The organism is Paramagnetospirillum magnetotacticum MS-1, from assembly GCF_000829825.1.
GTDB lineage: Bacteria > Pseudomonadota > Alphaproteobacteria > Rhodospirillales > Magnetospirillaceae > Phaeospirillum > Phaeospirillum magnetotacticum.
Window position 1 is genome coordinate 1,286,105 of record NZ_JXSL01000030.1, and the last position, 25,726, is coordinate 1,311,830.

The 25,726-nt window shown below is 64.2% G+C and carries 30 protein-coding genes and 1 tRNA gene; 10 read left to right on the forward strand and 21 right to left on the reverse strand.

The features are described from left to right. Window positions 1–13: 13 nt before the first annotated feature. A complete protein-coding gene (locus tag CCC_RS18580; RefSeq protein WP_009870856.1) occupies window positions 14–607 on the forward strand; it encodes a hypothetical protein in 594 nt (197 codons plus the stop codon). A 167-nt stretch (window positions 608–774) separates the two neighbouring features. After that, window positions 775–1,080: a 50S ribosomal protein L28 gene (gene rpmB / locus CCC_RS18585; RefSeq protein ID WP_009870855.1), complete on the forward strand. Its 306-nt coding sequence runs from the start codon at window positions 775–777 to the stop codon at window positions 1,078–1,080. Window positions 1,081–1,334: 254 nt separating this feature from the next. On the opposite strand, the gene CCC_RS18590 is transcribed toward rpmB, so the two are convergent. The 13 genes from CCC_RS18590 to CCC_RS18650 all read right to left on the reverse strand — a co-directional run bounded on the left by CCC_RS18590 (window position 1,335) and on the right by CCC_RS18650 (window position 14,364). Continuing rightward, the gene (locus CCC_RS18590) at window positions 1,335–2,171 is read right to left on the reverse strand and encodes a CheR family methyltransferase (protein ID WP_009870854.1); all 837 of its coding nucleotides are present in this window, start codon (window positions 2,169–2,171) and stop codon (window positions 1,335–1,337) included. A gap of 4 nt (window positions 2,172–2,175) precedes the next feature. Continuing rightward, window positions 2,176–3,321 carry a protein-glutamate methylesterase/protein-glutamine glutaminase gene (locus tag CCC_RS18595; protein ID WP_009870853.1) on the reverse strand — a complete coding sequence of 382 codons (1,146 nt, stop codon included), beginning with the start codon at window positions 3,319–3,321 and terminating at the stop codon, window positions 2,176–2,178. Window positions 3,322–3,345: 24 nt separating this feature from the next. Then, a complete protein-coding gene (locus tag CCC_RS18600; protein ID WP_009870852.1) occupies window positions 3,346–3,711 on the reverse strand; it encodes a response regulator in 366 nt (121 codons plus the stop codon). Between the two features lie 86 nt (window positions 3,712–3,797). Further along, window positions 3,798–4,283: a chemotaxis protein CheW gene (locus CCC_RS18605; RefSeq protein WP_009870851.1), complete on the reverse strand. Its 486-nt coding sequence runs from the start codon at window positions 4,281–4,283 to the stop codon at window positions 3,798–3,800. Next, entirely contained in the window at window positions 4,280–6,961 is a 2,682-nt protein-coding gene (locus CCC_RS18610) for a hybrid sensor histidine kinase/response regulator (RefSeq protein ID WP_041042629.1), read from the reverse strand. The genes CCC_RS18605 and CCC_RS18610 overlap by 4 nt, the downstream gene beginning before the upstream one ends. A 169-nt stretch (window positions 6,962–7,130) precedes the next feature. Next, window positions 7,131–7,748 carry a histidine phosphotransferase family protein gene (locus CCC_RS18615; protein WP_041042302.1) on the reverse strand — a complete coding sequence of 206 codons (618 nt, stop codon included), beginning with the start codon at window positions 7,746–7,748 and terminating at the stop codon, window positions 7,131–7,133. A 62-nt stretch (window positions 7,749–7,810) separates the two neighbouring features. Then, a complete protein-coding gene (locus CCC_RS18620) occupies window positions 7,811–9,139 on the reverse strand; it encodes a class I SAM-dependent RNA methyltransferase (protein ID WP_052473312.1) in 1,329 nt (442 codons plus the stop codon). After that, window positions 9,136–9,741 carry an ABC-type transport auxiliary lipoprotein family protein gene (locus CCC_RS18625; RefSeq protein ID WP_236686411.1) on the reverse strand — a complete coding sequence of 202 codons (606 nt, stop codon included), beginning with the start codon at window positions 9,739–9,741 and terminating at the stop codon, window positions 9,136–9,138. Before CCC_RS18625 ends, CCC_RS18620 begins: the two co-directional genes overlap by 4 nt. An 11-nt stretch (window positions 9,742–9,752) precedes the next feature. After that, the gene (locus CCC_RS18630) at window positions 9,753–10,715 is read right to left on the reverse strand and encodes an MlaD family protein (RefSeq protein ID WP_009870845.1); all 963 of its coding nucleotides are present in this window, start codon (window positions 10,713–10,715) and stop codon (window positions 9,753–9,755) included. Continuing rightward, window positions 10,712–11,554 (reverse strand): ABC transporter ATP-binding protein, encoded by an 843-nt coding sequence (locus CCC_RS18635; RefSeq protein ID WP_009870844.1) that lies wholly within the window; start codon window positions 11,552–11,554, stop codon window positions 10,712–10,714. The genes CCC_RS18630 and CCC_RS18635 overlap by 4 nt, the downstream gene beginning before the upstream one ends. Then, a complete protein-coding gene (locus CCC_RS18640) occupies window positions 11,554–12,369 on the reverse strand; it encodes an MlaE family ABC transporter permease (RefSeq protein ID WP_009870843.1) in 816 nt (271 codons plus the stop codon). The genes CCC_RS18635 and CCC_RS18640 overlap by 1 nt, the downstream gene beginning before the upstream one ends. Window positions 12,370–12,373: 4 nt before the next feature. Next, window positions 12,374–12,700: an STAS domain-containing protein gene (locus CCC_RS18645; protein ID WP_009870842.1), complete on the reverse strand. Its 327-nt coding sequence runs from the start codon at window positions 12,698–12,700 to the stop codon at window positions 12,374–12,376. After that, complete coding sequence (locus tag CCC_RS18650; protein WP_009870841.1) at window positions 12,697–14,364, reverse strand: SpoIIE family protein phosphatase; 1,668 nt, start codon at window positions 14,362–14,364, stop codon at window positions 12,697–12,699. Before CCC_RS18650 ends, CCC_RS18645 begins: the two co-directional genes overlap by 4 nt. On the opposite strand from CCC_RS18650, the gene CCC_RS18655 reads away from it, so the two are divergent. Then, window positions 14,363–14,731, forward strand: coding sequence for a hypothetical protein (locus tag CCC_RS18655; protein ID WP_041042304.1), 369 nt, complete (start codon window positions 14,363–14,365; stop codon window positions 14,729–14,731). The two genes, CCC_RS18650 and CCC_RS18655, sit on opposite strands and share 2 nt — an antisense overlap. A 13-nt stretch (window positions 14,732–14,744) precedes the next feature. Here CCC_RS18655 and CCC_RS18660 read toward each other — a convergent pair whose 3' ends face one another. After that, window positions 14,745–15,155 (reverse strand): hypothetical protein, encoded by a 411-nt coding sequence (locus CCC_RS18660; RefSeq protein WP_041042306.1) that lies wholly within the window; start codon window positions 15,153–15,155, stop codon window positions 14,745–14,747. A gap of 68 nt (window positions 15,156–15,223) precedes the next feature. Continuing rightward, window positions 15,224–16,018: an alpha/beta hydrolase gene (locus tag CCC_RS18665; protein WP_052473314.1), complete on the reverse strand. Its 795-nt coding sequence runs from the start codon at window positions 16,016–16,018 to the stop codon at window positions 15,224–15,226. Window positions 16,019–16,034: 16 nt separating this feature from the next. Here CCC_RS18665 and CCC_RS18670 point away from each other — a divergent pair, with 16 nt between their 5' ends. The 7 genes from CCC_RS18670 to CCC_RS22500 all read left to right on the forward strand — a co-directional run bounded on the left by CCC_RS18670 (window position 16,035) and on the right by CCC_RS22500 (window position 22,087). Beyond that, window positions 16,035–17,231, forward strand: a complete 1,197-nt coding sequence (locus CCC_RS18670; protein ID WP_009870837.1) for a glycosyltransferase family 4 protein — start codon at window positions 16,035–16,037, stop codon at window positions 17,229–17,231. Between the two features lie 131 nt (window positions 17,232–17,362). Next, entirely contained in the window at window positions 17,363–18,295 is a 933-nt protein-coding gene (locus CCC_RS18675; RefSeq protein ID WP_009870836.1) for a glycosyltransferase family 9 protein, read from the forward strand. 64 nt (window positions 18,296–18,359) lie between these two features. Further along, on the forward strand, window positions 18,360–20,276 hold the full coding sequence (thrS, locus tag CCC_RS18680; protein ID WP_041042308.1) for a threonine--tRNA ligase: 1,917 nt from the start codon (window positions 18,360–18,362) through the stop codon (window positions 20,274–20,276). A gap of 101 nt (window positions 20,277–20,377) precedes the next feature. After that, the gene (gene infC, locus CCC_RS18685; RefSeq protein WP_009870834.1) at window positions 20,378–20,899 is read left to right on the forward strand and encodes a translation initiation factor IF-3; all 522 of its coding nucleotides are present in this window, start codon (window positions 20,378–20,380) and stop codon (window positions 20,897–20,899) included. A gap of 115 nt (window positions 20,900–21,014) precedes the next feature. Continuing rightward, window positions 21,015–21,104, forward strand: a tRNA-Ser gene (locus CCC_RS18690). Window positions 21,105–21,489: 385 nt separating this feature from the next. Next, window positions 21,490–21,780 carry an Uncharacterized protein, involved in the regulation of septum location gene (locus tag CCC_RS18695; RefSeq protein WP_009868642.1) on the forward strand — a complete coding sequence of 97 codons (291 nt, stop codon included), beginning with the start codon at window positions 21,490–21,492 and terminating at the stop codon, window positions 21,778–21,780. Window positions 21,781–21,931: 151 nt separating this feature from the next. Beyond that, the gene (locus tag CCC_RS22500; protein WP_160295546.1) at window positions 21,932–22,087 is read left to right on the forward strand and encodes a hypothetical protein; all 156 of its coding nucleotides are present in this window, start codon (window positions 21,932–21,934) and stop codon (window positions 22,085–22,087) included. 86 nt (window positions 22,088–22,173) lie between these two features. Here CCC_RS22500 and CCC_RS18700 read toward each other — a convergent pair whose 3' ends face one another. The 6 genes from CCC_RS18700 to CCC_RS18725 form a co-directional block, all read right to left on the reverse strand. Beyond that, on the reverse strand, window positions 22,174–22,419 hold the full coding sequence (locus CCC_RS18700) for a hypothetical protein (protein ID WP_008615258.1): 246 nt from the start codon (window positions 22,417–22,419) through the stop codon (window positions 22,174–22,176). A 94-nt stretch (window positions 22,420–22,513) separates the two neighbouring features. Further along, a complete protein-coding gene (locus CCC_RS18705; protein WP_009870833.1) occupies window positions 22,514–22,918 on the reverse strand; it encodes a hypothetical protein in 405 nt (134 codons plus the stop codon). Continuing rightward, complete coding sequence (locus CCC_RS18710) at window positions 22,915–24,255, reverse strand: recombinase family protein (RefSeq protein ID WP_009870832.1); 1,341 nt, start codon at window positions 24,253–24,255, stop codon at window positions 22,915–22,917. The genes CCC_RS18705 and CCC_RS18710 overlap by 4 nt, the downstream gene beginning before the upstream one ends. Beyond that, window positions 24,252–24,701, reverse strand: a complete 450-nt coding sequence (locus CCC_RS18715; protein ID WP_009870831.1) for a DUF2924 domain-containing protein — start codon at window positions 24,699–24,701, stop codon at window positions 24,252–24,254. Before CCC_RS18715 ends, CCC_RS18710 begins: the two co-directional genes overlap by 4 nt. After that, window positions 24,698–24,901 (reverse strand): hypothetical protein, encoded by a 204-nt coding sequence (locus CCC_RS18720; RefSeq protein ID WP_041042311.1) that lies wholly within the window; start codon window positions 24,899–24,901, stop codon window positions 24,698–24,700. The genes CCC_RS18715 and CCC_RS18720 overlap by 4 nt, the downstream gene beginning before the upstream one ends. Before the next feature lie 75 nt (window positions 24,902–24,976). Beyond that, a complete protein-coding gene (locus tag CCC_RS18725; RefSeq protein ID WP_009870830.1) occupies window positions 24,977–25,642 on the reverse strand; it encodes an XRE family transcriptional regulator in 666 nt (221 codons plus the stop codon). Window positions 25,643–25,726: the final 84 nt, after the last annotated feature.

The window sequence follows — 25,726 nt, forward strand, 5'->3', positions numbered from 1 at the left end:
AGGATTTTCTCCGATGATCGCACGGCATTTCCGCCTGGTGGCGGCCCTGGTCGCCGCCCTTACGGCCAGCGCCTGCCAAAACACCAAGCCGCCCATGCAGAAGCTGCCTGAAATCAGCTTCGCCAATCTGCGGCCCTTCCAGCTTGATGTCGGCCAGTTGGAGATCGTCTCGGAATTCGTGGCCACCGGCCGCAGCCCCAATATCGAGCATCTGATGCCCGTCTCGCCCGAGGGCGCCGCCCAGCGCTGGGCCCAGGACCGCCTGAAGCCGGTGGGCCGCATCGGAACGGCTCGCGTGATCATCAAGGACGCCAAGGTGGTGGAGGTGCCTCTTGCCATCGACAAGGGCCTGTCTGGCGCCTTCAAGAAGGAACAGGAACTGCGCTACGACGCCGCCTTGGATGTGGCGCTGCAGATTCTCGACCAGCGCGGCATGGTCCAGGGCGAGACCATGGCGCGGGCCACCCGTTCGCGCACCGTGGCCGAGGGCCTGACCCTGAACGAGCGCGACCGCGTCCTCTACGACATCAGCGAAAGCCTGGCCAAGGATATCGACCAGCAAATGGCCCAGCTGATTCAGAACTATCTCGGGCGTTGGGTGAGGTAGAGTCCATAAGGAATTGGATCGAATCGGATTCCGCGCTTGACGGCGGGGCTCCGCCACCTTAAAAACGCGGCTTCCTCCGATCGGAAGATCGGGCCAATTTTCCACGGATAGCCTCGGCATTGGCCGAACCGGCGATCCGGCGAACGACTTGAAGCGAGGATTTTACCATGGCACGTCGCTGCGCCATCACCGGCAAGGGCGTTTTGACCGGCAACAACGTCAGCCACGCCAACAACAAGACCCGGCGTCGGTTCCTGCCCAACCTCCAGGAAGCCTCGCTGCTGTCCGACGCTCTGGGTCACGCGGTGCGCCTGCGCATCTCGACCAATGGTCTGAAGACCATCGAGCACAATGGCGGCATCGACTCCTTCCTGCTCTCGGTGGCGACCACCAAGCTGAGCGCCGAGGCTCGTCGCCTGAAGAAGCGCATCGAGCGCGCTCTGGCGTCCAAGCAGGACACCGCCGCGGCCTAAGGCTTCGCTGGGTAAATACGTCGAAAGGGTCCGTGGGCAACCACGGGCCCTTTTGGTGTTTCTGATGGGCAGGCGGCGTGATTCACCACGAAGGCTCGGAGGCACGAAGGATCACGGAGAAGAGGTTATCTCGTCTCTTTGCTTCATGCCTTCGTGCCTTCGTGGTGAATCTTTCCGGGGATTGGTGACACGCCACGAAAAAGCCCCTCCCGGTGTCCCGGAAGGGGCTTTGCGCCGTCCAAAGGGACGAAGCGCTACTTGGTGGTGCCGATACCGGCCGGGGCGCGGGTGGTGGAGTAGACGCCGCGCTGATCGGGGATGGGCTTGAACTTGTCGGAGATGCCCAGCACCGTTTCGGCGCCGCCCAGATACAGGAAGCCGTCATCGGGCATGACCCGGCTCATATTGTCCAGGACGCGGGTCTTGGTGGGCTGGTCGAAATAGATCAGCACGTTGCGGCAAAACACCACGTCGAACTGGCCCAAGGGCTTCAGGTCGTGCAGCAGGTTGTATTCGCGGTATTGGACCATGCCGCGGATGGCGGGGTCGATCTGCCACATCTCGGCGGTCTTCTTGAAGTATTTGACCAGCAATTGGATGGGCAGGCCGCGTTGCACCTCGAACTGGGAGTAAAGGCCCGCCTTGGCCTTTTCCAGCATTTCGGTGGAGATGTCGGTGCCGACGATCTCGATCTTCCATCCGGCCAGCTTGGCGCCTTCTTCCTTCAGCACCATGGCCAGGGTATAGGCTTCCTGGCCCGAACTGGACGCCGCCGACCAGATGCGGAACGACTTCTTGGCGGCGCGGGTGGCCAGCAGATGGGGCAGAACGACATTCTTGAACTGGTCGAAGGGCTTGATGTCACGGAAGAAGAACGACTCGTTGGTCGTCATGGCCTCGGTAACTTCGCGCAGCAGATCCTCGCCCGCGGACCGCAGGCCCGAAACGAGATCATCCAGACCCTTCAGGCCGCGCTTGCGCGCCACGGGGGTGAGCCGGCTTTCCAGCAGATAGGCCTTGTCGCGCGTGATGACCAGACCGGACCGGTCCTTGAGCAACTTGGCGACGAAATCGAAATCTTCGGGCCGCATGGGTTTAGCGCCTCGCCGCCAGTTTCATGATCCAAGGGGCGATTTCCGGCAGCGGCAGGACGGCCGAGCAGATGCCCGCCGTCGCCGCTGCCCCCGGCATGCCCCACACAACCGAGGTGGGCTCGTCCTGGGCGATAACCGTACCGCCCGAGGCGACCACCGCCTGACCACCCTTCATGCCATCCGCGCCCATTCCCGTCAGGATGCAGGCCAGAACACGCTTGCCATAGGCAGCGGCGATGGACCGGAGCATGGGATCGACGGCGGGACGACAGAAGTTTTCAGGGGGATTTTTGTTCAATCGCAGCACTTTGTCGGTACCCTTGGTTTCGACCACCATGTGGAAGTCGCCCGGCGCGATATAGACGCGCCCGCTGTGGATCACTTCGCCATCCTGGGCTTCGCGGGCCTCCCAGCCCGAGACGCGGCTGATATGTTCGGCCAGGATGGTGGTGAAGGTGGCGGGCATGTGCTGGGTGATGACGATGGGCTGGCGGACGGTTCCCGCCTTCATGGTCCCCAGCAGGGTGAACAGGGCCTGCGGGCCGCCGGTGGAGGACCCGATGGCGATGATGTCCGGCGGTTCCGGGGTATTGCTGCGCAATTGCAGCGGTCCTGGCGGATGGATGGCGACCGGGCTGCGCGGCGTGGCGGGCGAGGTGACGGGGCGGGTCGCGGGCGGGCCGCCGGGACGGGCCGGGCGGGCGCCTGCGCGCCGCGCCTGACCGAGGGCACGGATCTTGCCGACCAGTTCCGACTTGAAGTCCACGCCGCCCGCCAGATCGCGGGTGGAGGTGGGCTTGGGGATATAGTCGGCGGCGCCCATCTGCATGGCGCGCAAGGAAACGTCGGCACCCTTGAGCGTCAGGGTCGACTGCATGATGACTTTGAGGCCGGGGTCGATCTGCAGCAGCTTGGGCAAAGCCGTCAGACCGTCCATCACCGGCATCTCGATATCGAGAATGACCACGTCGATCTCGTTGCGCTCCAGCGAGGCCAGCGCCATCTGGCCGTTTCCGACCGAGGCGACGACCTGAATGCCAGCTTCACCTTCCAGGATGCGGGTGACGAGACCGCGGACCACTGCGGAATCGTCGACCAGCATGACCCGGATAGAGTCGGCGGCCGGAGAGGAGGAATCAATGGCCATGGGTTTAAATCACCGGAACAGGGGCTACAGCAGTCCGACTTGCGAGAATTTCGCCTGAAGGATTTCGCTGTCGAAGGGCTTCATGATGTACTCGTTGGCGCCCGCCGTGATGGCTTCCTGAATGTGTTCGATATCATTCTCGGTGGTGCAGAACACCACGATGGGATGATCTCCGCCGGGAAGCTGGCGCATGGCACGCAGGAACTCGATGCCGTTCATGACCGGCATGTTCCAGTCGAGCAGCACCGCATCCGGCATGGCGCGCTTGCAGGCTTCAAGCGCCGCGGCGCCGTCCTCGGCCTCCTCGGTCTTGAAACTCAACTCGTGCAGGATCTTCTTGGCCACCATACGGATGACCTTCGAGTCGTCAACGATCAGACAGGACTTCATGCCCAAGCTTGCCTCCGATGGAAGGGCGGTCTTATTCCCCTCGAGGGGGGTGCCACCCCTTCGTGGTCCCTTACCCCATGCCTATACTATTCGTTCCGCGTGAAATCCAGCAGCTTGCCGACATCAAGCACCACCAGCAGCTTATCATCCAAACGGTAGATGCCGATGGAAAAGTCGCGCCAATGGGGATCCAGTGTCGGCGGATTGCGCTCGAACTTGGCCGCGGGCAGCGACAGGACCTCGCCCACCTGATCGACCATCAGGGAGTATAGCTCGCCCGACTGGTCCACCACCACGCTCATGCCCTTCTTGTCCTCGGCCCGCTTCTTCAGGCCGAGGCGGAGCCGCACGTCGATGGCGGTGACGATGCGGCCGCGCAGATTCAAGGACCCCGCCACTTCGCGGGGCGCCAGGGGAATGCGGGTGATCTTCTGCGGACCCAGGACGTCCTGAACGGTCAGCACGGGGATTCCGAACAACTGGCCTTCGATGAACATGGTCACGAAGTCCTGGGTCTCGGGAGCGGCAAGCTCCGTTCCAGGGCGCTTTCCGGCGGGAACTAACTGATTCATGCGGCACCTTTGGAGGCTGCGATGGTGGAAGCCAGGGTCTGCAACAACGCATCGCGGTCGAATTTGGCGATGTAGTCGTTGAAGCCGACCTGACGGCCGCGCTCGAAGTCCTTTTCCGTGGCGTGCGACGACAGGGCCACCATCGGGATGGTGCCCCAGCGGCCGTCGGCGCGAACCGCGGTGGCGAAGTCAAAGCCGCTCATGCCCGGCATCTCGATATCGCTGATGATGGCGTCGAATTCGTCGCCACGCTCGCGCAGTTGCAGGGCCTTGTCGGCGCCGTCCACCGAGATGACCTCGTAGCCAGCCACCGACAGCAACGGCGTCAGCAGGTTGCGGAAGAACGGCGAGTCGTCCACCAGCAGGACGCGCGGCGGATGGAAGTCGGCATTGCCGTATTCCTTGTCGTTGCGTCCGAACCAGTCGCCGAAGGCCTGCGGCAGGTAGTAGCCAGCATCGATGATGGTGGTGGCCTTGCCCGCGATGACGGCGGTTCCGATGACGCCGGGATTGTCGGCCGAGAGTTCCACCTTCAGGCGGTCCTCGACGATATCGACGATCTCGTCGACCACCAGGCCCATGGTGTGATCCTTGTCCGAGAACACCAGCACCGGCTGACGGCCCTCGTCGCGGAAGTTCATGATGCCGTCGATGGCGATCAGCGGCATCAGATGGCCACGGTACTGGACCATGGGCTTGCCATGGCTGTGTTCGATCTCGCCGACCTCGATCTCCTCGAGGCGCGCCACCAGGGCCAGCGGCACCGCCTTGAGATCGTCGCCACCGGCGCGGAACACCAGCAGCGAGGTCTTGAGATCGGCATGGCTCTCGCGCACCGTCTGGGCCTCGGCGTCGCGGGTGCCCGCGCCCATCATGCCCGATTCGCCGGTCGCGCCAGCGATGCCGTTGGGGTCGAGGATCATGATCACCGAACCGTCGCCCAGGATGGTGTTGCCCGAGAACATGGAGATGTGACGCAGGATCGGCGCCACGGGCTTGACCACGATTTCCTCGGTGTCGAACACCCGATCGACGATGATGCCGAAGGTGTAGGTGCCCACCTGGGTGACGACGATGAAGGTTTCCTGCTGCTCCTCCTCGCTCTCGGCCAGCTTGAGCAGACGCTTGAGCGAGACCAGGGGCAGAAGGCGATCACGCAGGCGCAGCACCGGCGCGTTGTTGATCATCTCGATGCCGTGTTCGGAATTATTGGTGACGCGCACCAGTTCCAGAACGCTGATCTGCGGAATGGCGAAGCGCTCGACGGCGCATTCGACGATCAGGGCCGAGACGATGGCCAGCGTCAGCGGGATCTTGATGATGAAGGAGGAGCCCTTGCCGGGCTGGCTCTTCAACTCGACCGTGCCGCCGATCTTTTCGATATTGGTGCGCACCACGTCCATGCCGACGCCACGGCCCGACACGCTGGTGACCTTCTCGGCGGTGGAGAAGCCCGCCTTGAAGATGAACTGGTAAATCTGCTGCGGCGTCAGCGCATCCAGTTCAGATTCGGTGGCGATGCCGTTCTGGATGGCCTTCTGCTTGATGCGGTCCAGATTGAGGCCGCGTCCATCGTCGGAGATTTCGATGATGATGTGGCCGCCCTCGTGGAAGGCGTTCAGCACGATCTTGCCCACTTCGGGCTTGCCGACCTTCTTGCGTTCCTCGGTGCCTTCCAGACCATGATCGGCCGAGTTGCGCACCATGTGGGTCAGCGGGTCCTTGATCAACTCCAGAACCTGGCGGTCCAGTTCGGTCTCGGCGCCGAGCATCTGGAGGTCGATCTTCTTGTTCATTTCGACCGCGAGGTCACGGACGATACGCGGCAGCTTGGCCCAGGCATTGCCGATGGGCTGCATGCGGGTCTTCATCACACCTTCCTGAAGGTCGGTGGTGATGTGGCTCAAGCGCTGCAGCGGCGTGGCGAATTCGCTGTCATCCTTGCCGCGCACCATCTGGAGGAGCTGGTTGCGGGTCAGCACCAGTTCCGACACCAGGGTCATCAGGTTTTCCAGAAGCTCCACATTGACGCGGATGGTCTGGGCGGCGACGGCGGATTCCTTGGCCTCGCCAGCGGGAACCGGCGGCGCGGTGGGAGCCGACGGCTGGGCCGTGGTGGCGGGGACGCTGGCCTTGACCGGCTCGTGCTCCGGCTCGTGCTCGTGTTCCGGTTCGGGCTCGGGGGCCGGGGCGGGCGCGGCGGCGGCGGGTTCCGGCGCGGCGGGGGTTCCGGCGAAGACCGGTTCGAATTCCGGCATGGGCGGCGAGGGCGGCGGCGGAGCGGACGGCGCGCCGACGGCGCGTCCTTCGGCCATGGCGTTGAGGCGCTCGATCAGATCTTCGTCGCTGCCCTCGGGCTCACACTCGTTTTGCTCGAGATGGCCCAGGATCAGCTTGATGCGGTCGATGGACTGCAGGATCAGAGTCACGGCATCGGGGGTGACTTCCAGTTCCCCATCGCGGAACTTGCCCAGCACGTTCTCGCCCGCATGGGCCACATGTTCCAGGCGCGGCAATCCGAGGAAGCCGCAGGTGCCCTTGATGGTGTGGACCAGACGAAAGATATTGCCCAGAATCTGTGGGTCGTTGGGGTTTTGCTCCAGATTCACCAGGGCAATGTCAAGAACGGAAAGACTTTCCGATGTCTCAGTCAGAAATTCACTGAGGAGATCATCCATGATCGACTCCATACGGTCCTGTTTCAGTACGCGCAGGCGGCACCAAAACTACCTCTCCCCCCATCCGAACCGGACAGGCCATGCCGACTAATAGCACGGCGAGGATGTCTTTAGAAGAACCCAGAACAGGGTAAATCCGCTTGCGAAACGATTTTTCCCACATTGCCTGTCAGGCCATGATCGAAATCTCCATCGGCCCGTGATCGAGCCTGATTTTCAAGCCCTTGCCTCGGGCGAGGTGCAGGGCGAACCAGGCCTGGGCGCCGCGTGGCCCGGAAGGCGGGGCGTCGTCGAGCAACACAAGGCGGGCCTCGGCGGTCAGCCCCAGGCCCTCTCCGGAGGCAATGACCCGCAAACCGGCGTCGCCGCCCCCTTGGGACGATTCGCAGCGGGCCGAGATCCGGCCGCCGCGCGGCAGGGCGTCGCGGGCGATCAGAACCGGATTGAGCAGCAGCCTTGCCGTCTCTCCGTCCATTTCCGGACGATCGCTGGACCAGTCCAGGGTGATGCCGCCGGTCACCGCTCCATTGAGATAGGCACGGATCAGGTCGCCCAGGGATTTCGGCGTGTGCGGCATGTCATTGGCCGGTCCCAGGGCGGCCCGCAGGAATTTCAGCCGTGCCGTGGCCGCCGCCATGCTGGCCGAGACCAGGGCGAGGGTTTCCGGGTCGTCGCCGTCTTCCAGCAATTCCATGCCGGCCGAAGCGGCGCCCAGGGGGCTGGCAAGATCGTGGCACAGACGGGCGCAGAGAAGCTCTGAGAGCTTTGTATCGAGGGTCGGGCTCATGGGTGAGAGTATCCGGGATTTCACCTATGGTACATAATCATACTATCGGCATATTTAATATGTCACAAGCGAAGGATTGTGACGGCCTCGAGATGGGTGGACCACGGGAACTGATCAATGGGAACGATATGTTCGATGTGCCAGCCGCCATCACAAAGGGTGCGAAGATCGCGGGCCAGGGTCGCCGGGTTGCATGACACCATGGCGATGGTGGCCGGTCCTGCGGGATTGGGGCGGGCCAGTTCGGCGGCCTGGGCGGCGGCTCCGGCGCGGGGTGGGTCGAGGATGACGGCGCGGTAGGCCTTCAATTCGTGGACGGCCAGGGGACGGCGGGCCAGGTCGCGCACTTCGGTGGAAAGCGCCAGGCCTTCGCGCCGGGCGGCGGCATCCAGGGCCGCCACGGGTCCTTGTTCTCCCTCGACCGCGTGGACCGGGCCGCGTAGTGCCAGGGGCAGGCTGAAGCTGCCGCAGCCACAATAGAGATCGGCCACCGGCACCCCTTCGGGTATGGCCGAGACGATGGCCTCGGCGATGGCCAGTTCACCCCCCTTGGTCGGCTGAAGGAAGGCGCCGGGGGCGGGTTCCACCGCGATGCCGCCGAAATGCACCAGGGCTGCCCGGCGCCGGGCGATGGGCTCGATGAAACCGCCTGCCGCGCCGATGCCGGGGCGGCGCCAGTGCAGACGGGCCAGATCCAGGCCTTCGGCGGCGGCCGCCAGGCTCTCCCGTTCGAACAGATCCAGGCGGGCGGGGGATTCCACCAGCACGTCCAGCCCATTCTCGGTCAGGGTCATGATCAGATCGCCGCCGCCTTCGACGGCGATCCCGGCCAGCATCTTGCGCAGACCGGGAAGGGCCGCCCCCAGGGCAGGATCCAGAAGCGGGCAGCGTTCGATATCGATGATGGTGTGGCTGGACCGTCCATTGAAGCCCAGGACGATGGCGCCCTTGGCCCGTGTGAAGGCAAAGGCTGCCCGGCGGCGCGAAGCGGGGGGCACCCGCACCAGCGGCTCGACTACCGCGTCGGCCAGCCCGTGCCGCGCCAGTTGGGTGATCAGCAGATCGCGCTTCCACGCGGCATAGAGGTCATCCTCCATGTGCTGAAGCGAGCAGCCGCCACACCGGCCGTAATGGGCGCAGGGCGGCATGGCGCGGCCCGGTCCCGGCTCCAGAACCTCGATCAGCGCGGCGGTCAATCCGTCGCCGCGTCGGGCTTCGATGCGGGCCAGGACCCGGTCCCCGGCGACGGTGAAGGGGACGAATACCGCTTCGCCGTCCAGGCGGGCGATTCCGTCGCCGCGAGTTCCCACCGAGTCCACCACCAGTTCCACGGTGCGGGGCTGAACGGTGTTGCGGTTGGTGCGCGGCGGGGCCCTGCGGGGCTTTCTCATCGGAGCGGAATGGAGGCCGAGGCCCGGGCCAGATCGGCCAGGAAACGGGCGAAGATCTCGTTTACTGCCTTCTCCATGGCGCGGGCGGCGTCCTCCACCCGGTCCGAGGCGGCGGGAATGCGCACGGCGTAGGTCTCCAGCAGGACCAACCGTCCGTCACGGGCGCCGACCACCGCCAGTTCCAGGTCGGCAACCACTTCGGAGCGGTCGGCGATCTGCTCGAAGCGCCGCACCTTGCCGCGCAGCACCCAGTCGGACAGAACGCGGAGTTCGGGCGTCACCACCCGCCCGGCCAGACCGGATTCGGACAGGTAATGTTCCAGGCGGTCCTGCAGCAGAATGCCGGGCGGTTCGCTCCAGAAGTCGTATTTGTAATGGGCCAGGGCTCCGCCTTCGGTTCTGGCGAAAGCCACGGCCCGCTCGGCCGCCACGCCGTCCGAGGTCAGCCGGTTGACCTCCAGCACTCCGGGCAGGACCGGCTTGGGCAAGCGCTGGGCGGGCGCTGCCACCTCGATGCGGTAGAAGGCGTCGGGCGGCGCCGCCGGTCCGGTGCAGGCGGTCAGCACGAATAGTAGGAGGGCTGCCGTAACCGTGTTGCGCATGACCATGGCTCTCATTTCCGTCCCGGGCCGTCCTCGCCCCGTTTGTTGCCGCCGATCAGCACGCCGGGATTGTCGCGGATCTGGCGCGAGAATTCGTGCAGGTTCCGGGTCGTGCCGTCCAGATTGTAGGTGACCGAATCGATGGAGCGCGACACCGCCTGAAGGGTATGGCGCAGATCCTTGATGCTTTGATCGATATTGTCCTGGTTGCCGGTGATGCTTTTGTCCAGCGAGGTCAGCATGGCATCGACCTTCTTGCGGCTGTCTTGCAGCCCCGCCGACAACTGGGCGGCGTTGTTCAAGGTCTCCTTGATGCGCTCGGCATTGGCGTCGGTGACCACCTTGCCCGACAAGGTGCCGGTCATCTTTTCCACATCGGCGGTGATTCTGGGCGTCTTGGCGGCCAGATCCTGGGTGACCGCCAGCAGATTGGCCATCAGTTCGGGGGCGTGCTTTTCCATGATGACGCCCAGGCTGCCCACCTGCTGGGTCAGGCTGAACAGCAGCGGCTTCAAGGCCGTCTGGTTAAGGTCGGTGATCTGGCCCGCCATGTCGTTCATGGCGGCGAAGATATTGGCGGCGGGGCCCGAGGGGATATCCGCGCCGGGCGCCAGCATCTCGGGCGAGGTGCCGCCCTTGATGTCCAACGTCACCGCCGCCAGCAGGCCCGAAGCGGCGACGCGGGCCAGGGAATCCTTGGGGATGCGCCAGTCGCTGGCCACCGAGACCTCCAGGCGGAAGGCGGTGGTATTGCCTTCGTGCACCGGCGATATCTTCTCCACTTGCCCCACCGGGAAGCCCTCGAAGGTGACCTTTGTGCCGTATTTGATGCCGGCCACATTGGCCAGCCGGGTGTAGTAGTTTTCCGTGGCGCCGGTCCGTCCCGTCAGCACCACCACCACCACCACCAGCGAGACCAGCATGGCCAGCACGAAGCCGCCCACCATGGCGTAATTGATGCGGGAATCCTTCATGAGCTGCGGGTCCGGGTTTGGGTGGGAGCGGGGCCGCCGGTCAGCCGCCGCAGATAGGATTCTGCGTCGGGCTCGGCTTCTTCGGTGCGGCGGTTCAGCAGGTTCTGGATGCGTGGATCGGTGCTGGCGCGGATGGCGTCCACGGTGTCCAGCGCCAGGACATGGCCCCGGTCCAGAACGCAGATGCGGTCGGCGATCTTGAAGGTGGAATCGAGATCATGGGTCACCACCACGATGCTCATGCCCATGGCGTCGCGCAAGCGCAGGATCAGGTCGTCGATGGAGGACGCCACCACCGGGTCCAGCCCCGCCGAGGGCTCGTCGCAGAACAGTAGATCGGGGTCCATGACGATGGCGCGCGCCAGGGCGGCGCGCTTGATCATGCCGCCCGACAATTCGGCGGGCTTCAGGTTTTCAAACCCGGCCAGGCTGACCACTTCCAGCTTGAGCCGCGTCACGATGCCGATGGTGGTTTCGTCCAGTTCGGTATGTTCGCGCAGCGGCAGGGCGATGTTATCGCCCACGGTCATGGAACTGAACAGGGCACCCGACTGGAACGCCACGCCGGTGCGGGTGCGCAGACGCTGAAGCGCGATGGGCGACAGCTTGGCGATGTCGTGACCCAAAATGCGCACCGTGCCCGAACTGGGCTTCTTCAGGCCCAGGAGGTGGCTGAGCAAGGTGGTCTTGCCCGAGCCCGAGCCGCCCATGATCACCATGATCTCGCCCTTGCCCACGGTGAGCGACACATTGTGCAGGATCTGGCGGCTGCCGTAATGGGTGACGAGGTTGCTGACCTCGATGCTGTTACCCTTGGCGCTATCGGGGGGGGCGGCCATCAGCGGGTCACCATGAAGACGAAGATCATGTCGGTGACCACGATGGCCGAGATGGCGTGCACCACCGACCGGGTGGTCAGGCGGCCGACCCCTTCGGCGCCCCCGGTGACCGAGGCGCCGTTGACCACGCCCACCAGGGTGATCAGCACGGAGAAGATGGCGCTTTTGCCCAGGCCGTGCCAGACGTCATTGAGGCGCACCAGATCGGTCATCTCGTCCACATAGGCGCCCATGGAGCTGCCCAGTTGCGGCGCGATGTAAAGACCGGCGGCGAACAATCCCACCAGATCGGACCACAGGGTCAGGGCGGGCAGCATCACCATCATGGCCAGCAGGGGCGGCACCACCAGGAAGCGCACCGGCGAGACGCCCATGACGGTCAGGGCGTCGATCTCCTGGTTGATGCGCATGGTGCCCAGCCGCGCCGCCAGCGCCGAGCCCGACCGGCCCGCCACCAGAATACCGGTGATCAGCGGCCCGAATTCGCGCACCACGCTCATGGCGACGCCCAGCGAGACGCGGGATTCCGCGCCGAACAGGCGCAGCGTATAGATGCCCTGGATGGCCAGCATGATGCCGATGGTGGCCGACAAAACGGTGACGATGGGCAGGGCGCCGATGCCGATTTCCATGGCCTGGGCCACCACGGGGGCGAGGCGCACCGGCTGGCGGCGCTTTTTTCCCATGCCCAGCCAGTAGAGGCTTTCACCCAGCAGCGTGGCGCCGAAGCCGAACTCGGCGATTGCCGCCGCCGCCCGGCGTCCCAGCCGGTCGAGAAAGCCGATAAATCCCTGAGGTTCGGCCTCGGCGCTCACCGCATCATCCCTCAAGGGCCGAATCAAGGGTGTCGGCGATGGTGAAGACCCGGTCCAGGCGGGACAGTTGCAGCACCCGGCGCACCGGATCGCTGATGGCGGCCAGAACGAAGCGGGTATCGTTCTTGCGGGCCATCTGATAGGCCTCGACCAGGCCCGCGATGCCCGAACTGTCGATATATTCCACCCGCGAGAGGTCCACGGCGACAGGGCGCTTTTCCAGCATCAGATCCATCAGCGCCTTGCGCAGAGTGGGTGAGTGGCGCAGGTCCACCTCACCCGACAGGGTCATGATGGTGGAGGCGCCAGCGGCGCGCGTTTCAATCTTCATGTGGGTTCGATCCGTTTCACCATTTGCAGCAGATTGCCGATTCCGGCCGGTGGCGGCAGAAATTCGACGCTATCCATGATCGAGCGCATCAGATGGGTCCCCAATCCCCCGGGCCGCACCTCGTCCAGCGGCCTCGGCTGGATTTTAGCCACATCCACGGCGGGAGCGAAATCCATAAGTCGTATGACGAGACGATCATTCTCGCGATCAAGCTGAAGGACGATGTCGCCGTCCCCTCCCTGATAGGCATGACGGATGATGTTCTGACAGGCTTCGTCCACCGCCAGGACCACATCGCCGATGACGGCTTGGGGGCAGCCAAGAAGCCGCGCGTTTTCGCCCACGGCGCCGCGGATGGCCGCCAGTTCCTCGGGCCGGGCGGCATAACGGCGCTCGAAACCGGGCGGGGCGTTCCGCCGGTCCTCGATCACCATCACGGTGACGTCGTCGCGCAGGCCGCCGCTTTCTTCCAGGGACTGGACCAGGGCCCGCAGGCGTTCACCCGCAGGCAGGCCGGTGAAGCTTTGGATCAGGGCGCGGGCGCCCGCATCCTCCAGCATGGCGTCTTGGCGGGTACGGGCCTCGGTCAGACCGTCGGTGAAGAGATAGAGGGAGCCGCCGCCCAGGGCGATCTCGGTCTCCGGGCAGCCATCGGCGAACAGTTCGACGGCGATGCCCAGCGGCGGCATCTCGCCCTCGATGGGGATGAAGATGCCGTCCTTGAGCAAAAGCGGCGGCTCGTGACCGGCGATGGCCAGCACCACCTTTCCCGTATCGGGGTGAAACAGCCCGGCGACCATGGTGACGAACATGCCGGGCATGCGGGTTTCCAGAAGTTCGGAATTGATGGCGGCCAAGACGTGTCCCGGCCCGGCTTCGCGCTTGACCAGACAGCGGAACAGGCTGGCGGTCTTGGACATCAGGAGCGAGGCCTTCATGCCCTTGCCCGACACGTCGCCGATGGCGAAAGCCAACCGGCCATCGGCCAGGGGCATGATCTCGAAGAAATCCCCCGATACCCCCTGGGCGGGCAGGTTGATGCCGTGAATGGGCGATTCGTCGGGCTGGCGTCCGGGCAGCATGGCCCGCTGAATCTCGGACGCCAGTTCCAGTTCGCGCTTCAAGCCCTGCTGCACCGCCATGTCGGCCACCAGGCGGGCATTGATCAGGGCCAGGGCGGAACTGGCGGCCAGGGCCTGAAGCAGCCGGGAATCCGTCTGGGAAAAGGCGTTGCCGTCCTTCTTGTTGAACAGCTCGATGGCACCCAGCCTTGTGCCGCGCACCGTCATGGGGGCGCACAGGATGGACCGGGTCTCGAAGCCGGTGGCGGCGTCGATGGCGCGGGCGAAGTCCGGGTCCCTGCGGGTGTCCTTGACCAGTTGTGGCGCGCCAAGATCGATGGTGCGCCCGACGATGCCGGTGCCAGGCGGCAGGCGCAAACCGGTGACGTCCACCGGCCCCATATTGGCCCGGCACACCAGTTCGCCGGTCTCCTCATCGACGAGGAAGAGAGAGGCGGCCTGGGCTCCCACCCGCTGGGCGATGCGGTCCAGACCGAGGCGCAGAGCGGCCTCGATATCCAGGGAATGGGCGAAATCGCCGGTCATCTCGACGATCAGGTCGAGATGGTGGGCGGATTCGGCGTCTGTGGATGAATTGGGCATGGCCCATCATGCCAAGCCCCGGGCCGAGGGCCAAATGGTTAGATCAGGTTATATCGATACAAAAAATATGCATGGAGGGCTCGACTTCTTCCGCTCCGCCCGTGTAAAGGGAGAGTGGGACGGGGATAAGGCCGTGTTGGGGCAAAAGATGTTGTTTTCGCGAGGCAAGGGCGGTCCCCGGATCGAGCCCGGCGACGTTTTTCACAAGCTTGGAACCTATGGCAGCGTCTGGATGGTGGAGCGGATTTTCGACTATGCCGATATTCCGCGTCATGTCCGGCTCATCGATCAGGGCAGCGGACGCACCATGACGGTGGCGGCGGACATGCTGCTCGATCCCGACAATTTCGTCCGGCGCAGCGCCTGACTCAGCGCCCGAATCAGGGGGGGCGGCAATCCAGGCTGCCAGCCAGATGCTTCTCGATCAGCGGCGGATAGTCGTAGATCAGGCGGCTTTGGCGCTGTTGCACGGCGACATCGGTCTCGTTGCCCTTGCGGATGAAATCCACCACCAGGAAGGTCTCGGTACGGAACACCGCCTCGAGTTCGCCCACCAGTTCGGCACGGCTGCCATTGGGGGTGGTGTTGCAGCGATAATGGTAGTTGGGCCCGCGCGCGCACCACGACAGCATGCGCGCCACTTTCGGACAGGCATTGGCCGGTGTCATGGCGGTGTGCAGGCCGACCCGGATATCGGCATTGGCGCGCGCTTCCTCGGCGCTGCGGTCGGGAGTGACCAGGGAGCAGGCCCCCAGGGTCAGCGCCAACGAAAGGATGACAAGCAATCGCATGGGATTTCCGATACAGACCGGAGAAAGCCTAACCCGGTTTGCATTGGAACGGAACTAAGGTTTTCACATTATAACTCTTGGATCATGCCCAGCATGGCGGCGACCATATTGGTCAGGCGGATCAGGTCTCCGTCACGCGACAGGCGGTGATCGCCGTCCTTGACCAGGACGATCTCCACCTGTTCCGAGGCCAGGCAGTCGGCCAGACGCAACGCGGTTTGCCACGGCACGTCCTCGTCCTTTTGTCCCTGAATCAGCCAGACCGGGCAATGGATCTGGATCAGGTCGCGCAGCAGAAGATGATTGCGTCCATCCTCGATCAGCGAACGGTGAATGCGCCAGGGATTGTCCGGCTCATGGCAATTGGGCAGTTCCAGTTCGCCGGTTTCCATCAGGGTGCGGCGCTGTTCGAAGGTGAAGTCCTGCCACATGAGGTCTTCTGTGAAGTCGGGGGCGGCGGCGACGCCTACCAGTCCGGCCACCTTGTCCTTCATCTCCAGCGCGGCCAGCAAGGCGATCCAGCCGCCAAGGCTCGATCCCACCAGAATCTGCGGCCCCTTGGTCAGTTCCCCGATGACGGCCACGGCGTCGGCGGCCCAGCGCCCGATGGTGCCAAGGGCCACATCGCCCGACGATTTGCCATGGCCGAAATAGTCGAAGCGGAGGAAGGCACGGCCCTGGGCCTGGCACATCGCCTCCAGAGCCAGGGCCTTGCTCCCTTCCATATCGGAATGGAAGCCGTGCAGGAACACGACGCCGGGAGTCTTGCCTTCCAGCCTGCGGTAAGCGATTGTCGCATCGTCGGGGCGTGTTAGTATCCCGCCCCCTTCGGATATATGTCCTGTCTCGGAATTCTTGGTCATCGCTGTTCGGAAACCCATGGATCACGTTGCCCCCATCGAAGCGCCTTCGGCGGCCATTCGTCAACCGGTCGTCTTGCAGGTGCTGCCTGCCCTGGTCACCGGCGGCGTCGAGCGCGGTACGGTCGACATGGCCGTCGCCCTGGCCGAAGCCGGATGGAAGGCTCTGGTCGTCTCCGAGGGCGGTCCCATGGTGCGTGAACTGACCCGCGCCGGGGCCGAGCACATCACCTTGCCCCTGGCCTCCAAAAATCCGCTGACCATCCGCGCCAATGCCCTGAAACTGGCCGATATCATCACCGCCCACGGGGTGGATATCGTCCATGCCCGGTCGCGCGCCCCGGCCTGGAGCGCCTGGATCGCCGCCCAGGCCACCGGGGCCCATTACCTCACCACCTTCCACGGGACCTATAATCTCGGCTGGTTCGGCTTGAAGCAGAAGTATAACGCCGTGATGACACGGGGCGAGAAGGTGATCGCCATCTCCGATTTCATCGCCGAACATGCGCGGCGCATTTACGGATTGGATGCTGACCGGGTCCGGGTGGTGCATCGCGGCATCGATATGACGCGCTTCGACCCCACCAGGGTCAGCCCCGAACGCATCATCCAGTTGGCCCAGAAATGGCGCCTGCCCGACGGTTATCAGGTCATCATGCTGCCCGGCCGTCTGACCCGCTGGAAGGGCCAAGCCGTGTTGATCGAGGCTCTGGCCCTGCTGGGCCGCCACGACGTGCGCTGCCTGCTGGTGGGTTCGGACCAAGGGCGGACCGGCTATCGCGAAGAGCTGGTGGAACTGATCAAGCGGCGCGACCTCACCGATGTGGTTCATCTGGTGGACGAGTGCAACGACATGCCCGCCGCCTATATGCTGACCGATGTGGTGGTTTCGGCCTCCACCGACCCGGAGGCCTTCGGCCGCATCGCCGTCGAGGGCCAGGCCATGGGCCGTCCGGTGATCGCCACCGCCCACGGCGCCACGGACGAGACGGTGCTGCCCGGCCGCACCGGCTGGCTGACCGCGCCCGGCGATCCGGCGGCGCTGGCCCAGGCCCTGGACCGCTTCCTGGCGCTTTCGCCCGAGGAGCGCGACCTGATGGCCCATGACGCCATGGATTTCGTGCGTTCCCGGTTCTCCAAGGAGAGCATGTGCGCCAGCACTCTCGGCGTCTATCGCGAGGTGCTGGGAATCTCCCAACCTGCTTCGGATGAATGAGAGGGCGGGATGGCGAGGTCTTGCCTGTCATCCCGAGGGAGCCTGCGACCGAAGGATCTCATCCTGGCAGAGCCTTCCCGGTGTCATGACGTCGGTTCAGGCGGAGATCCCTCGCTTGCGCTCGGGGTGACATGGTGAGTCTCTCCCGCATTCTGGTCATCAAGCTCGGCGCCTTGGGCGATTTCGTCCAGGCCATGGGCCCCTTCGCCGCCATCCGGGCTCATCACGCCTCGGCCCACATCACCTTGCTCACCACCCGGCCCTTCGCCGAACTGGCCGAGGCCTGCCCCTGGTTCGACGAGGTATGGCTGGACGAAAAGCCGCCCTTGTGGCGTCTGGACAAGGTGGCGGCCCTGGCCGCCCGTCTGCGGGGGGGGCGTTTCGAGCGGGTCTATGATCTTCAGACATCGGACCGCTCGTCCTGGTATTTCCGCCTGATGGGCAAAGGGGTGGAATGGTCGGGCATCGCCAAGGGCTGCTCGCATCTCCATGCCAATGCGCGGCGGGATTTCATGCACACCATCGAGCGCCAGCGCGAGCAGCTGGCCATGGCCGGTATCCCAAAGGTGCCGCCGCCCGATCTGGCCTGGGCCGAGGCCGTGCCGGGCCGTTTCGACATTCCTGGCCGTTTCGTGCTGCTGGTGCCTGGTGGCGCGCCACACCGTCCGGCAAAGCGCTGGCCGGTGGAACGTTTCGCGCGGTTGGCTCTGTGGCTGGTGGGACACGGCTTTACCCCGGTCCTGCTGGGGACCAACAAGGAGCGGTCCGAGATCGATTCCATCCGCGCCACCTGCCCGCAGGCGGTGGATCTGGCGGAGCAGACCAGCTTCCCCGATATCATCGCCCTGGCGCGCCGCGCCGAGGCGGCCTTGGGCAACGATACCGGCCCCATGCATCTGATCGTCGCGGGCGGATGCCCATCGGTGGTGCTGTTCTCCCATGATTCCGACCCGGCCCTTTGCGCGCCGCGCGGCAATGTCACGGTGTTGCGCCGTCCGTCGCTCGCCGAATTGGGCGAGACCGAGGTCGAGGTGGCCCTGGATGGGATGTTGCCCACGGCTTGACTTGGGGCCATTTGGCCGTAGAGTCCTCCCCCTGATTTGTTCCCAAAGCGTGAAAGAGAGCGTCATGGTCGCCATCACCCTGCCCGACGGCAAGGTCCGCCAATTTGATCATCCGGTGACGGGTCTGGACGTGGCCAAGGATATCGGCCCCGGTCTGGCCAAGGCGGCGCTGGCCATCACCATCGATGGCGAGATGAAGGATCTTGCCACGCTGATCACGCGCGACGTGAATCTGTCCATCATCACCGCCAAAAGCGGGGCCGACGCGCTGGAACTGCTGCGCCACGACGCCGCCCACGTCATGGCCGAGGCGGTCAAGGAGCTGTATCCCGAGACCCAGGTGACCATCGGCCCCTCCATCGAGAACGGCTTCTACTACGACTTCGCCCGTCCCACCCCCTTCACGCCCGACGATCTGGAGAAGATCGAAAAGCGCATGGCCGAGATCGTCGATCGCGACGAGGCCATCACGCGCGAGGAATGGGACCGCGACACGGCGGTGCAGTTCTTTCTGGATGCGGGAGAGACGTACAAGGCGGAGATCATCGCCTCCATTCCCGCCGACCAGAAGATCGGCCTTTACCGCCAGGGCAATTTCATCGATCTGTGCCGTGGCCCCCATCTGCCCAGCACCGCCAAGCTGGGCAAGGCCTTCAAGCTGATGAAGCTGGCCGGGGCCTATTGGCGCGGCGATTCCAGGAACGAGATGCTTCAGCGCATCTACGGCACCGCCTGGTTCGATAAGAAGGAGCTGGACGCCTATCTCCACATGCTGGAAGAGGCGGAAAAGCGCGACCACCGCCGCCTGGGCCGCGAGATGGAACTGTTCCATCAGCAGGAAGAGGCCGCCGGTTCGGTGTTCTGGCACAAGAAGGGCTGGACGCTCTATCGGGCCGTCGAGTCCTATATGCGCCGCCGTCTCGAGGCCAACGACTACCAGGAAGTGAAGACGCCGCAACTGGTGGACTTCTCCTTGTGGGAGGCGTCGGGCCACGCCGACAAGTTCTCCGAGTCCATGTTCACCATCAGGACCCAGGACGAGCGCCATCTGGCGGTCAAGCCCATGAACTGCCCCTGCCATGTGCAAATCTTCCGCCAGGGCATCAAGAGCTATCGCGATCTGCCGCTGCGCATGGCCGAGTTCGGCTCGTGTCACCGCTACGAGCCCTCGGGCGCGCTGCACGGCATCATGCGGGTCAGGGCCTTCACCCAGGACGACGCCCATATCTTCTGCACCGAGGACCAGATCACCTCGGAAACCATCGCTTTCTGCCAGTTGCTGAAGGAGGTCTACACCGATTTCGGCTTCACCGATGTCCGGGTCAAGTTCTCGGACCGTCCGGCCAAGCGGGCGGGCTCGGACGAGACCTGGGACAAGGCGGAATCCGCGCTGCTGGAGGCCTCCAAGGCCGCCGGTCTCGAGACCGTGCTCAATCCGGGCGAGGGCGCCTTCTATGGTCCCAAGCTGGAATTCGTGCTCAGAGACGCCATCGGCCGTGACTGGCAATGCGGCACGCTGCAGGTGGACTTCGTCCTGCCCGAACGCCTGGACGCGGCCTATGTGGCCGAGGACGGCGCCAAGAAGCGCCCCGTGATGCTGCACCGGGCCATCCTGGGTTCGTTCGAGCGCTTCCTCGGCATCCTGATCGAGAATTTCGCCGGGCGCTTCCCGGTGTGGCTGGCCCCCGTCCAGGTGGTGGTCGCCACCATCGTGTCCGAGGCAGACGTCTTCGCGACCGAGGTGGCGGCTACACTTAAGGCCGCCGGGATCCGGGTCGAGTTGGACTTGCGCAACGAAAAGATCAACTACAAGGTCCGCGAACACTCGGTGGCCAAGGTGCCGGTGATGCTGGTGGTGGGTAAGCGCGAGGCAGAAAGTCGCCAGGTCGCTATCCGCCGCTTAGGCAGCCAAAACCAAGAAATTGTTGCGCTGGATCAAGCAGTCGCTACACTTGCCGCAGAGGCGACCCCGCCCGCGTGACGGTGGGCGCCCATGGAACCGACGGCCCGGCCCCGCATTGAACGCGCCCGGGCACTAGGTGTACTCGAAACGATGGAGATTGTTCTATAGCTAGGCCCCCGATGCAGACGCCGCCCAAGAACGATGGGCCGCGCGTCAACCGCGAGATCGATGTGCGTTCCATCCGTTTGGTGGGCGCCGACGGAGAAATGATCGGAGTCGTGACCCTGCGCGAGGGTCTGGTGATGGCCGAGGAAGCCGGGCTCGACCTGGTCGAGGTCTCCCCCAACGCCGATCCGCCCGTCTGTAAGATACTGGACTTCGGAAAGTTCAAGTACGAAGACCAGAAGAAAAAGAATGCCGCCCGCAAGAAGCAGAAGGTGATCGAGGTCAAGGAGATCAAGCTCCGCCCGAACATCGATGACCACGACTACGGCGTCAAGATGCGCAGCATGCGCAAGTTCCTCGAGGAAGGCGACAAGGTGAAGGTCACTCTGCGCTTCCGCGGCCGCGAACTGGCGCACCAGGACCTGGGTATGAAGGTGCTGGAGAAGGTGCGCGACGACCTGGAAGATCTGGGCAAGGTCGAGCAGGTTCCCAAAATGGAAGGCCGTCAGATGGTCATGGTGATCTCGGCGAAGTAGGCTTCGCCGGGCTCTCCGACTTTAGTTTCCGCGCCCGCGTAAAGCGGGTTGCGGAGCGGAAGGCTTTACGCTATTTTCCGCGCCTCCCCACCGACCAGGGGATCAGCGACCCTGTGGAGGGGTGGCAGAGTGGTCGAATGCGCCGGTCTCGAAAACCGGTATGGGTGCAAGCTCATCGTGGGTTCGAATCCCACCCCCTCCGCCACTACTTCCAAAGAATAGATTCTCTGACGCATAGAGCCTTGGGCGAAAGCCCAAGGCTCTGCGCCGTTTTAGGCCAGTAGCTGTTGACCTTCTGGTCTTGTGGCTGCGCATTCTTAACCAATTTTCTCTTCTCTCCCGCCCTGTTTCTCTGGAAGCTGTTGACCGTCACCAAACGGTACGGGTTTTAAAGTTGCAAGTAATTCAAAGAGTTGCGGCGCCAAAAGCTGTTGACCTTTTCGCAGTTTTTGCTGGCGCCGGAAAGAGTCTGGGAGTGGAATCGGCGGTCAACAGCCGTCTTGGCGCCCCGCGGTGTCGCACGGGCCCAAGGGGACTTGCGCGCCAATCTCCCGTGCCGTGCCTGGATCGGCTCTGCTACTGTTCCACTCATGGATACCACCATCGCCACCATTACCGTGCAGCGCATCACCCCGATCAAGAATGCCGGCAAGCTTCTCGCCCTGGCTGATGTGGAGACCGTCATAGATGGCGTGGCCCTCGTCATCCACGGGGTTCAGGTAAGAGCCGATGGCGACAAGACGGAAATTGCCTTGCCGCGCTACCGTGCGCCCAATGGCGAATGGCAGACGGCGATCACCCTTCCGGAGGAAGTGCGAGAGCCTATGGCCAATGTCGTGATCGCCGGCGCCATTGAAATCGGCCTGTTGAAACAGCGGTAGACGAGGCAATGAGGTGCGGTTGTGGGGCGCGGAGAATCAAGCGCCGTGCTCTTACCACTCTCATCACCGCCGGTCCCATTCTACCGGCAGATCATCGCCGTTACGCCGCGCGGGCGAGACGCTGCCTGACTTCCCTGACGAGGGTCCGCACATGATCGACGGAAAGGCGATCCCGCAGCAGAAAGGCATGCATGGTTGGATCGTCGAGGAGATCGTCCAGCGACGGCTCCCATATCCACCGATCAAGCCCGAAGTCTTGCGCCCGCATTTGCCCCTCCCAAGGTCTGCTATTCTCGACGACGCCTGATGTCTACACTGCATCCGTCCGCTCGTCCGTGAACAATTGCATACAACGACCACCCAGCCGGCAAAGGCAGGATGGCCAATCACAATTCAGTTTTCGGCCTTCGGCACGGACCCCAGACGCTGCAGAAACTCAGGCTCGTCATAATCGCCCATTTCAGGATCGGCGGTCTGCCGGACGACATCCACGCCGGCAACGCTGCCACCCTCCATCATGCGGCTGGCGCGTTGCAGGGCCTGTGGTTCGGTCTTGTAGGAAATGGGGGGCTGAGGTTTCAGTCCACCCCTTTTGCCGAGGATGTACGGCTGGCAGATGAACAAGGTTTCGAGGGCCATGGCGGTATTCCTGCGGCAAGGGCGACCACCGCAGGGTGTTTCTATTTCGTTCTTTTGTCAATATGCATGGTCCCGCCGGGATTCATACGCCCGGTCACCGCGCCGCCATCCCGAATCTTTCCCGCTGCCGGTGCCATTCCACCGGCATGTCGTCCATCAGATCGGCCAGTTGAAGGGTGCGCGGCTGGCGGCCGTCGAGGATGGTTTCGACGATGTCGGGGGCCAGCAAGGTCAGGCGGTAGATTCGGGTCATGTAGGATGGACTGATCTTCTCGGCTTCAGACAATTCGTTCAGGGATGCCACCTGCCCGGATTCCAGCATGCGTTTCCAGCGATGGGCGCGGGCCAACGCCTTCAGCAGCGTGTCGTCGGGGGTGGGTTTGGCGCGTACCGGAACGCCTTCGCCCTCCGGCACGATCACCAGTTTGCGGCCACCATATCGCCGCAGGGTCAGCGGCACGCGGATGGTCAGGGTGTCGATCCGGATGCCGGCGGTCATGCCGCGCTCCTGTCGCCGGTCTGGGCGGTGATGTCGGCGATGACGCTGGCCAGTCCCTCGGCGCGGAGGCGGACCTCGGCGCCGTCTGGGGCGATGGCCACTTTCTCGACCAGAAGCTGGAGGATACGGGCCTGTTCGGCCGGGAACAACTCGTCCCAGAGTACCTCGAAGCGGTCGAGTGCCACATGCAGATCGGCGGGCGCCATGGACGGGGCCATCCGTTCGGCCCGCGCCCGGATCTCGGGGGCGCGCAACAATGCCCGGACTTGTCCGATGACGGCCGCCTCGATCTCACCGGCGGCGATGCTGCGTACCGGGCAGGACTCGTGGCCGGAATGGATCGCCTTCATGCAGGTATAGTAGCGGTACAGCCGCCCCTTCTTGCGGGTCGAGCTCGGCGTCATGGCCCGACCGCAATGGGCGCAGTGGATCAGCCCCTTCAGCGGCGCCGGGGTCGAGGATCGCACCGCGTTGGCCCGCTTCCGAGGCGCATTGTCGGTCTTCACCGCCACCACCTTGTCCCAGGTGGCGCGGTCGATGATGGCGGGATGCTCGCCAGCATGGGCTTCGCCCTTGTGGACCGCCTCGCCGAGATAGACCCGGTTGTCGAGCAGCTTGTAGAGGAAGTTCTTGGTGATAGGCATGCCATCGCGGGTCTTGCCGTCCTGGGTGGTCCAGGACTTGGTATGGTGGCCTGCGGCGTTCAACTCCTTCACCAGCAGGGTGGCGGAGCCGAGTTTGAGGAAGCGGTCGAAGATGTGGCGGACCAGATCTGCCTCGGGCTGGTTGACCACCAGCTTGCGGGCGACCACATCGTAGCCGAGCGGCGGCACCCCGCCCATCCACATGCCCTTGCGGCGCGAGGCGGCGAATTTGTCGCGGATGCGTTCGCCGATCACTTCCCGCTCGAACTGGGCGAAGCTGAGCAGGATGTTGAGCGTGAGCCGCCCCATGGAGGTGGTGGTGTTGAACGACTGCGTCACCGAGACGAAGGTGACGGCGTTGCGGTCGAACACCTCGACCAGCTTGGAGAAATCCATCAACGAGCGGCTCAAGCGGTCGATCTTGTAGACCACCACCACATCGATCAGGCCGGACTCGATGTCGGCCAGCAGGCGCTTCAGCGCAGGGCGTTCCAGGTTGCCGCCGGAGAAACCGCCGTCATCGTAATGGTCGGGCACCGGCACCCAGCCCTCGGCCTTCTGGCTGGCGATGTAGGCCTCGCAGGATTCCCGCTGGGCGTCGAGGCTGTTGAATTCCATCTCAAGGCCCTCTTCCGAGGACTTGCGGGTATAGATGGCGCAGCGGACCTTGCGGATGGGTTTGGGCGGGGTCATCGGGCGGCCTCCAGCTTGCCATGCTTGCGCAACCCGAAGAACAGCGGCCCATTCCAGCGGGTGCCGGTGATGGCGCGCGCCACCGCCGACAGGCTCTGGTAGCGGCGGCCCTGCCATTCGAAGCCGTCGGCCAGGGCGGTCACTTCCTGCAGCACGCCCTGCCATTCCCGTATCAGCTTGGTGCCGACGATGGGGGCGGTCATGTCCTTGGGCTTCGGCTTCTTCTTGCCGTCCAGCTCATCGACCAGATCGTCGAGGCGGCGTTCGGCCTGCATCGATAATCCGCCGAAGGCCAGTTCCTGGATTCGGTAAGCCAGTCGTTTGACCAGGAAGGTGCGGTTGTAGGGCGGCGGCTCGGTGCCGGTCAGCTCCCGCCACATGGCCTTCAATTTGGGCGTCGGCAAGGTCGGCAATTCGGCCACCTGGGTGAGGATCGCGGTCGTCATGGGCGGGAGTTCCTTCGTTTGTTCTCCACGCCATACACGCTCCGGCTGGCGGTGAAGTCGACGGAACTGTCTCCGCTGTCAGCAGATAAACGGCTGGACTTCCGCGCCATCAGGCGCATGGCCCCGGTCGCCAGAATCTCGGCGATTTCGTCGAGGCGCTCGGCGGCGGTCATGTGGTCGGGATGAAGGGCAATGGACATGGGCGCACCCACAAGAGAACGTTTTCTGATTGTTCTCTTATGGCGCAGTCGCACGTATTAGGTCTAATCCGAATTTCAGGACAGATTCCGCGCAAACCAGACGATACGGCCGATGATGCGGATCTCCTCGCCGCTGCGGTCGTAGGGGGAATAGCGGCTGTTGTCGGAGATGATGCGGACAGAGGGGATTTCGCCTCCGGCAAGGCGCTCCAGCCGCTTGGCGACCAGCCCGAACCCGTCGTGCAGAACGAAGATGCCGGTGGGGTTGGGGATGGTCTGGGTGGTGTCGAGCATCACCACGTCACCGCCAAGCAGGGTCGGCTCCATGCTGTCGCCGCGCACACGGATGAGCCTCAACCCTGCCGGCCTGAGACGCAGGACGCCACGCAGCCAGGACTTCGGAAAGTGCCAGGGAGCGCCTTCTTCCTCGCTTTCCGCCACGGCCCCGCCTCCCATGTCGGCCTCGACGTCGACGAACGGTACAGCGACGTAATCGCGCCTGGACGGGGTGGTGACGGCTGGAGCCTGTTTACCGTCCTCGTCATAGAGCAGGGCCTCGATCGGCATCTGGAGAACGGCGGCGACGCGGGTGAGCTTCTCGCTGGAAGGGTCGGCGGAACGACCGCGCAGGATGTCGTAGACGAAAGAGCGGCCGACGCCGGCGGCCTCGGCCACATGCAGGGGCCGTAACTCCAGTTCCTTCATCCGCGCACGCATGCGGTCGGCCAGGGTCGTGGTCATGGAGTCTCCTCGGGTTTGTGCGGGACCATAAAATAGGATTCGTCCTAACTGTGTCAAGCTTGATAGATTTCCCTCAATCGAAAC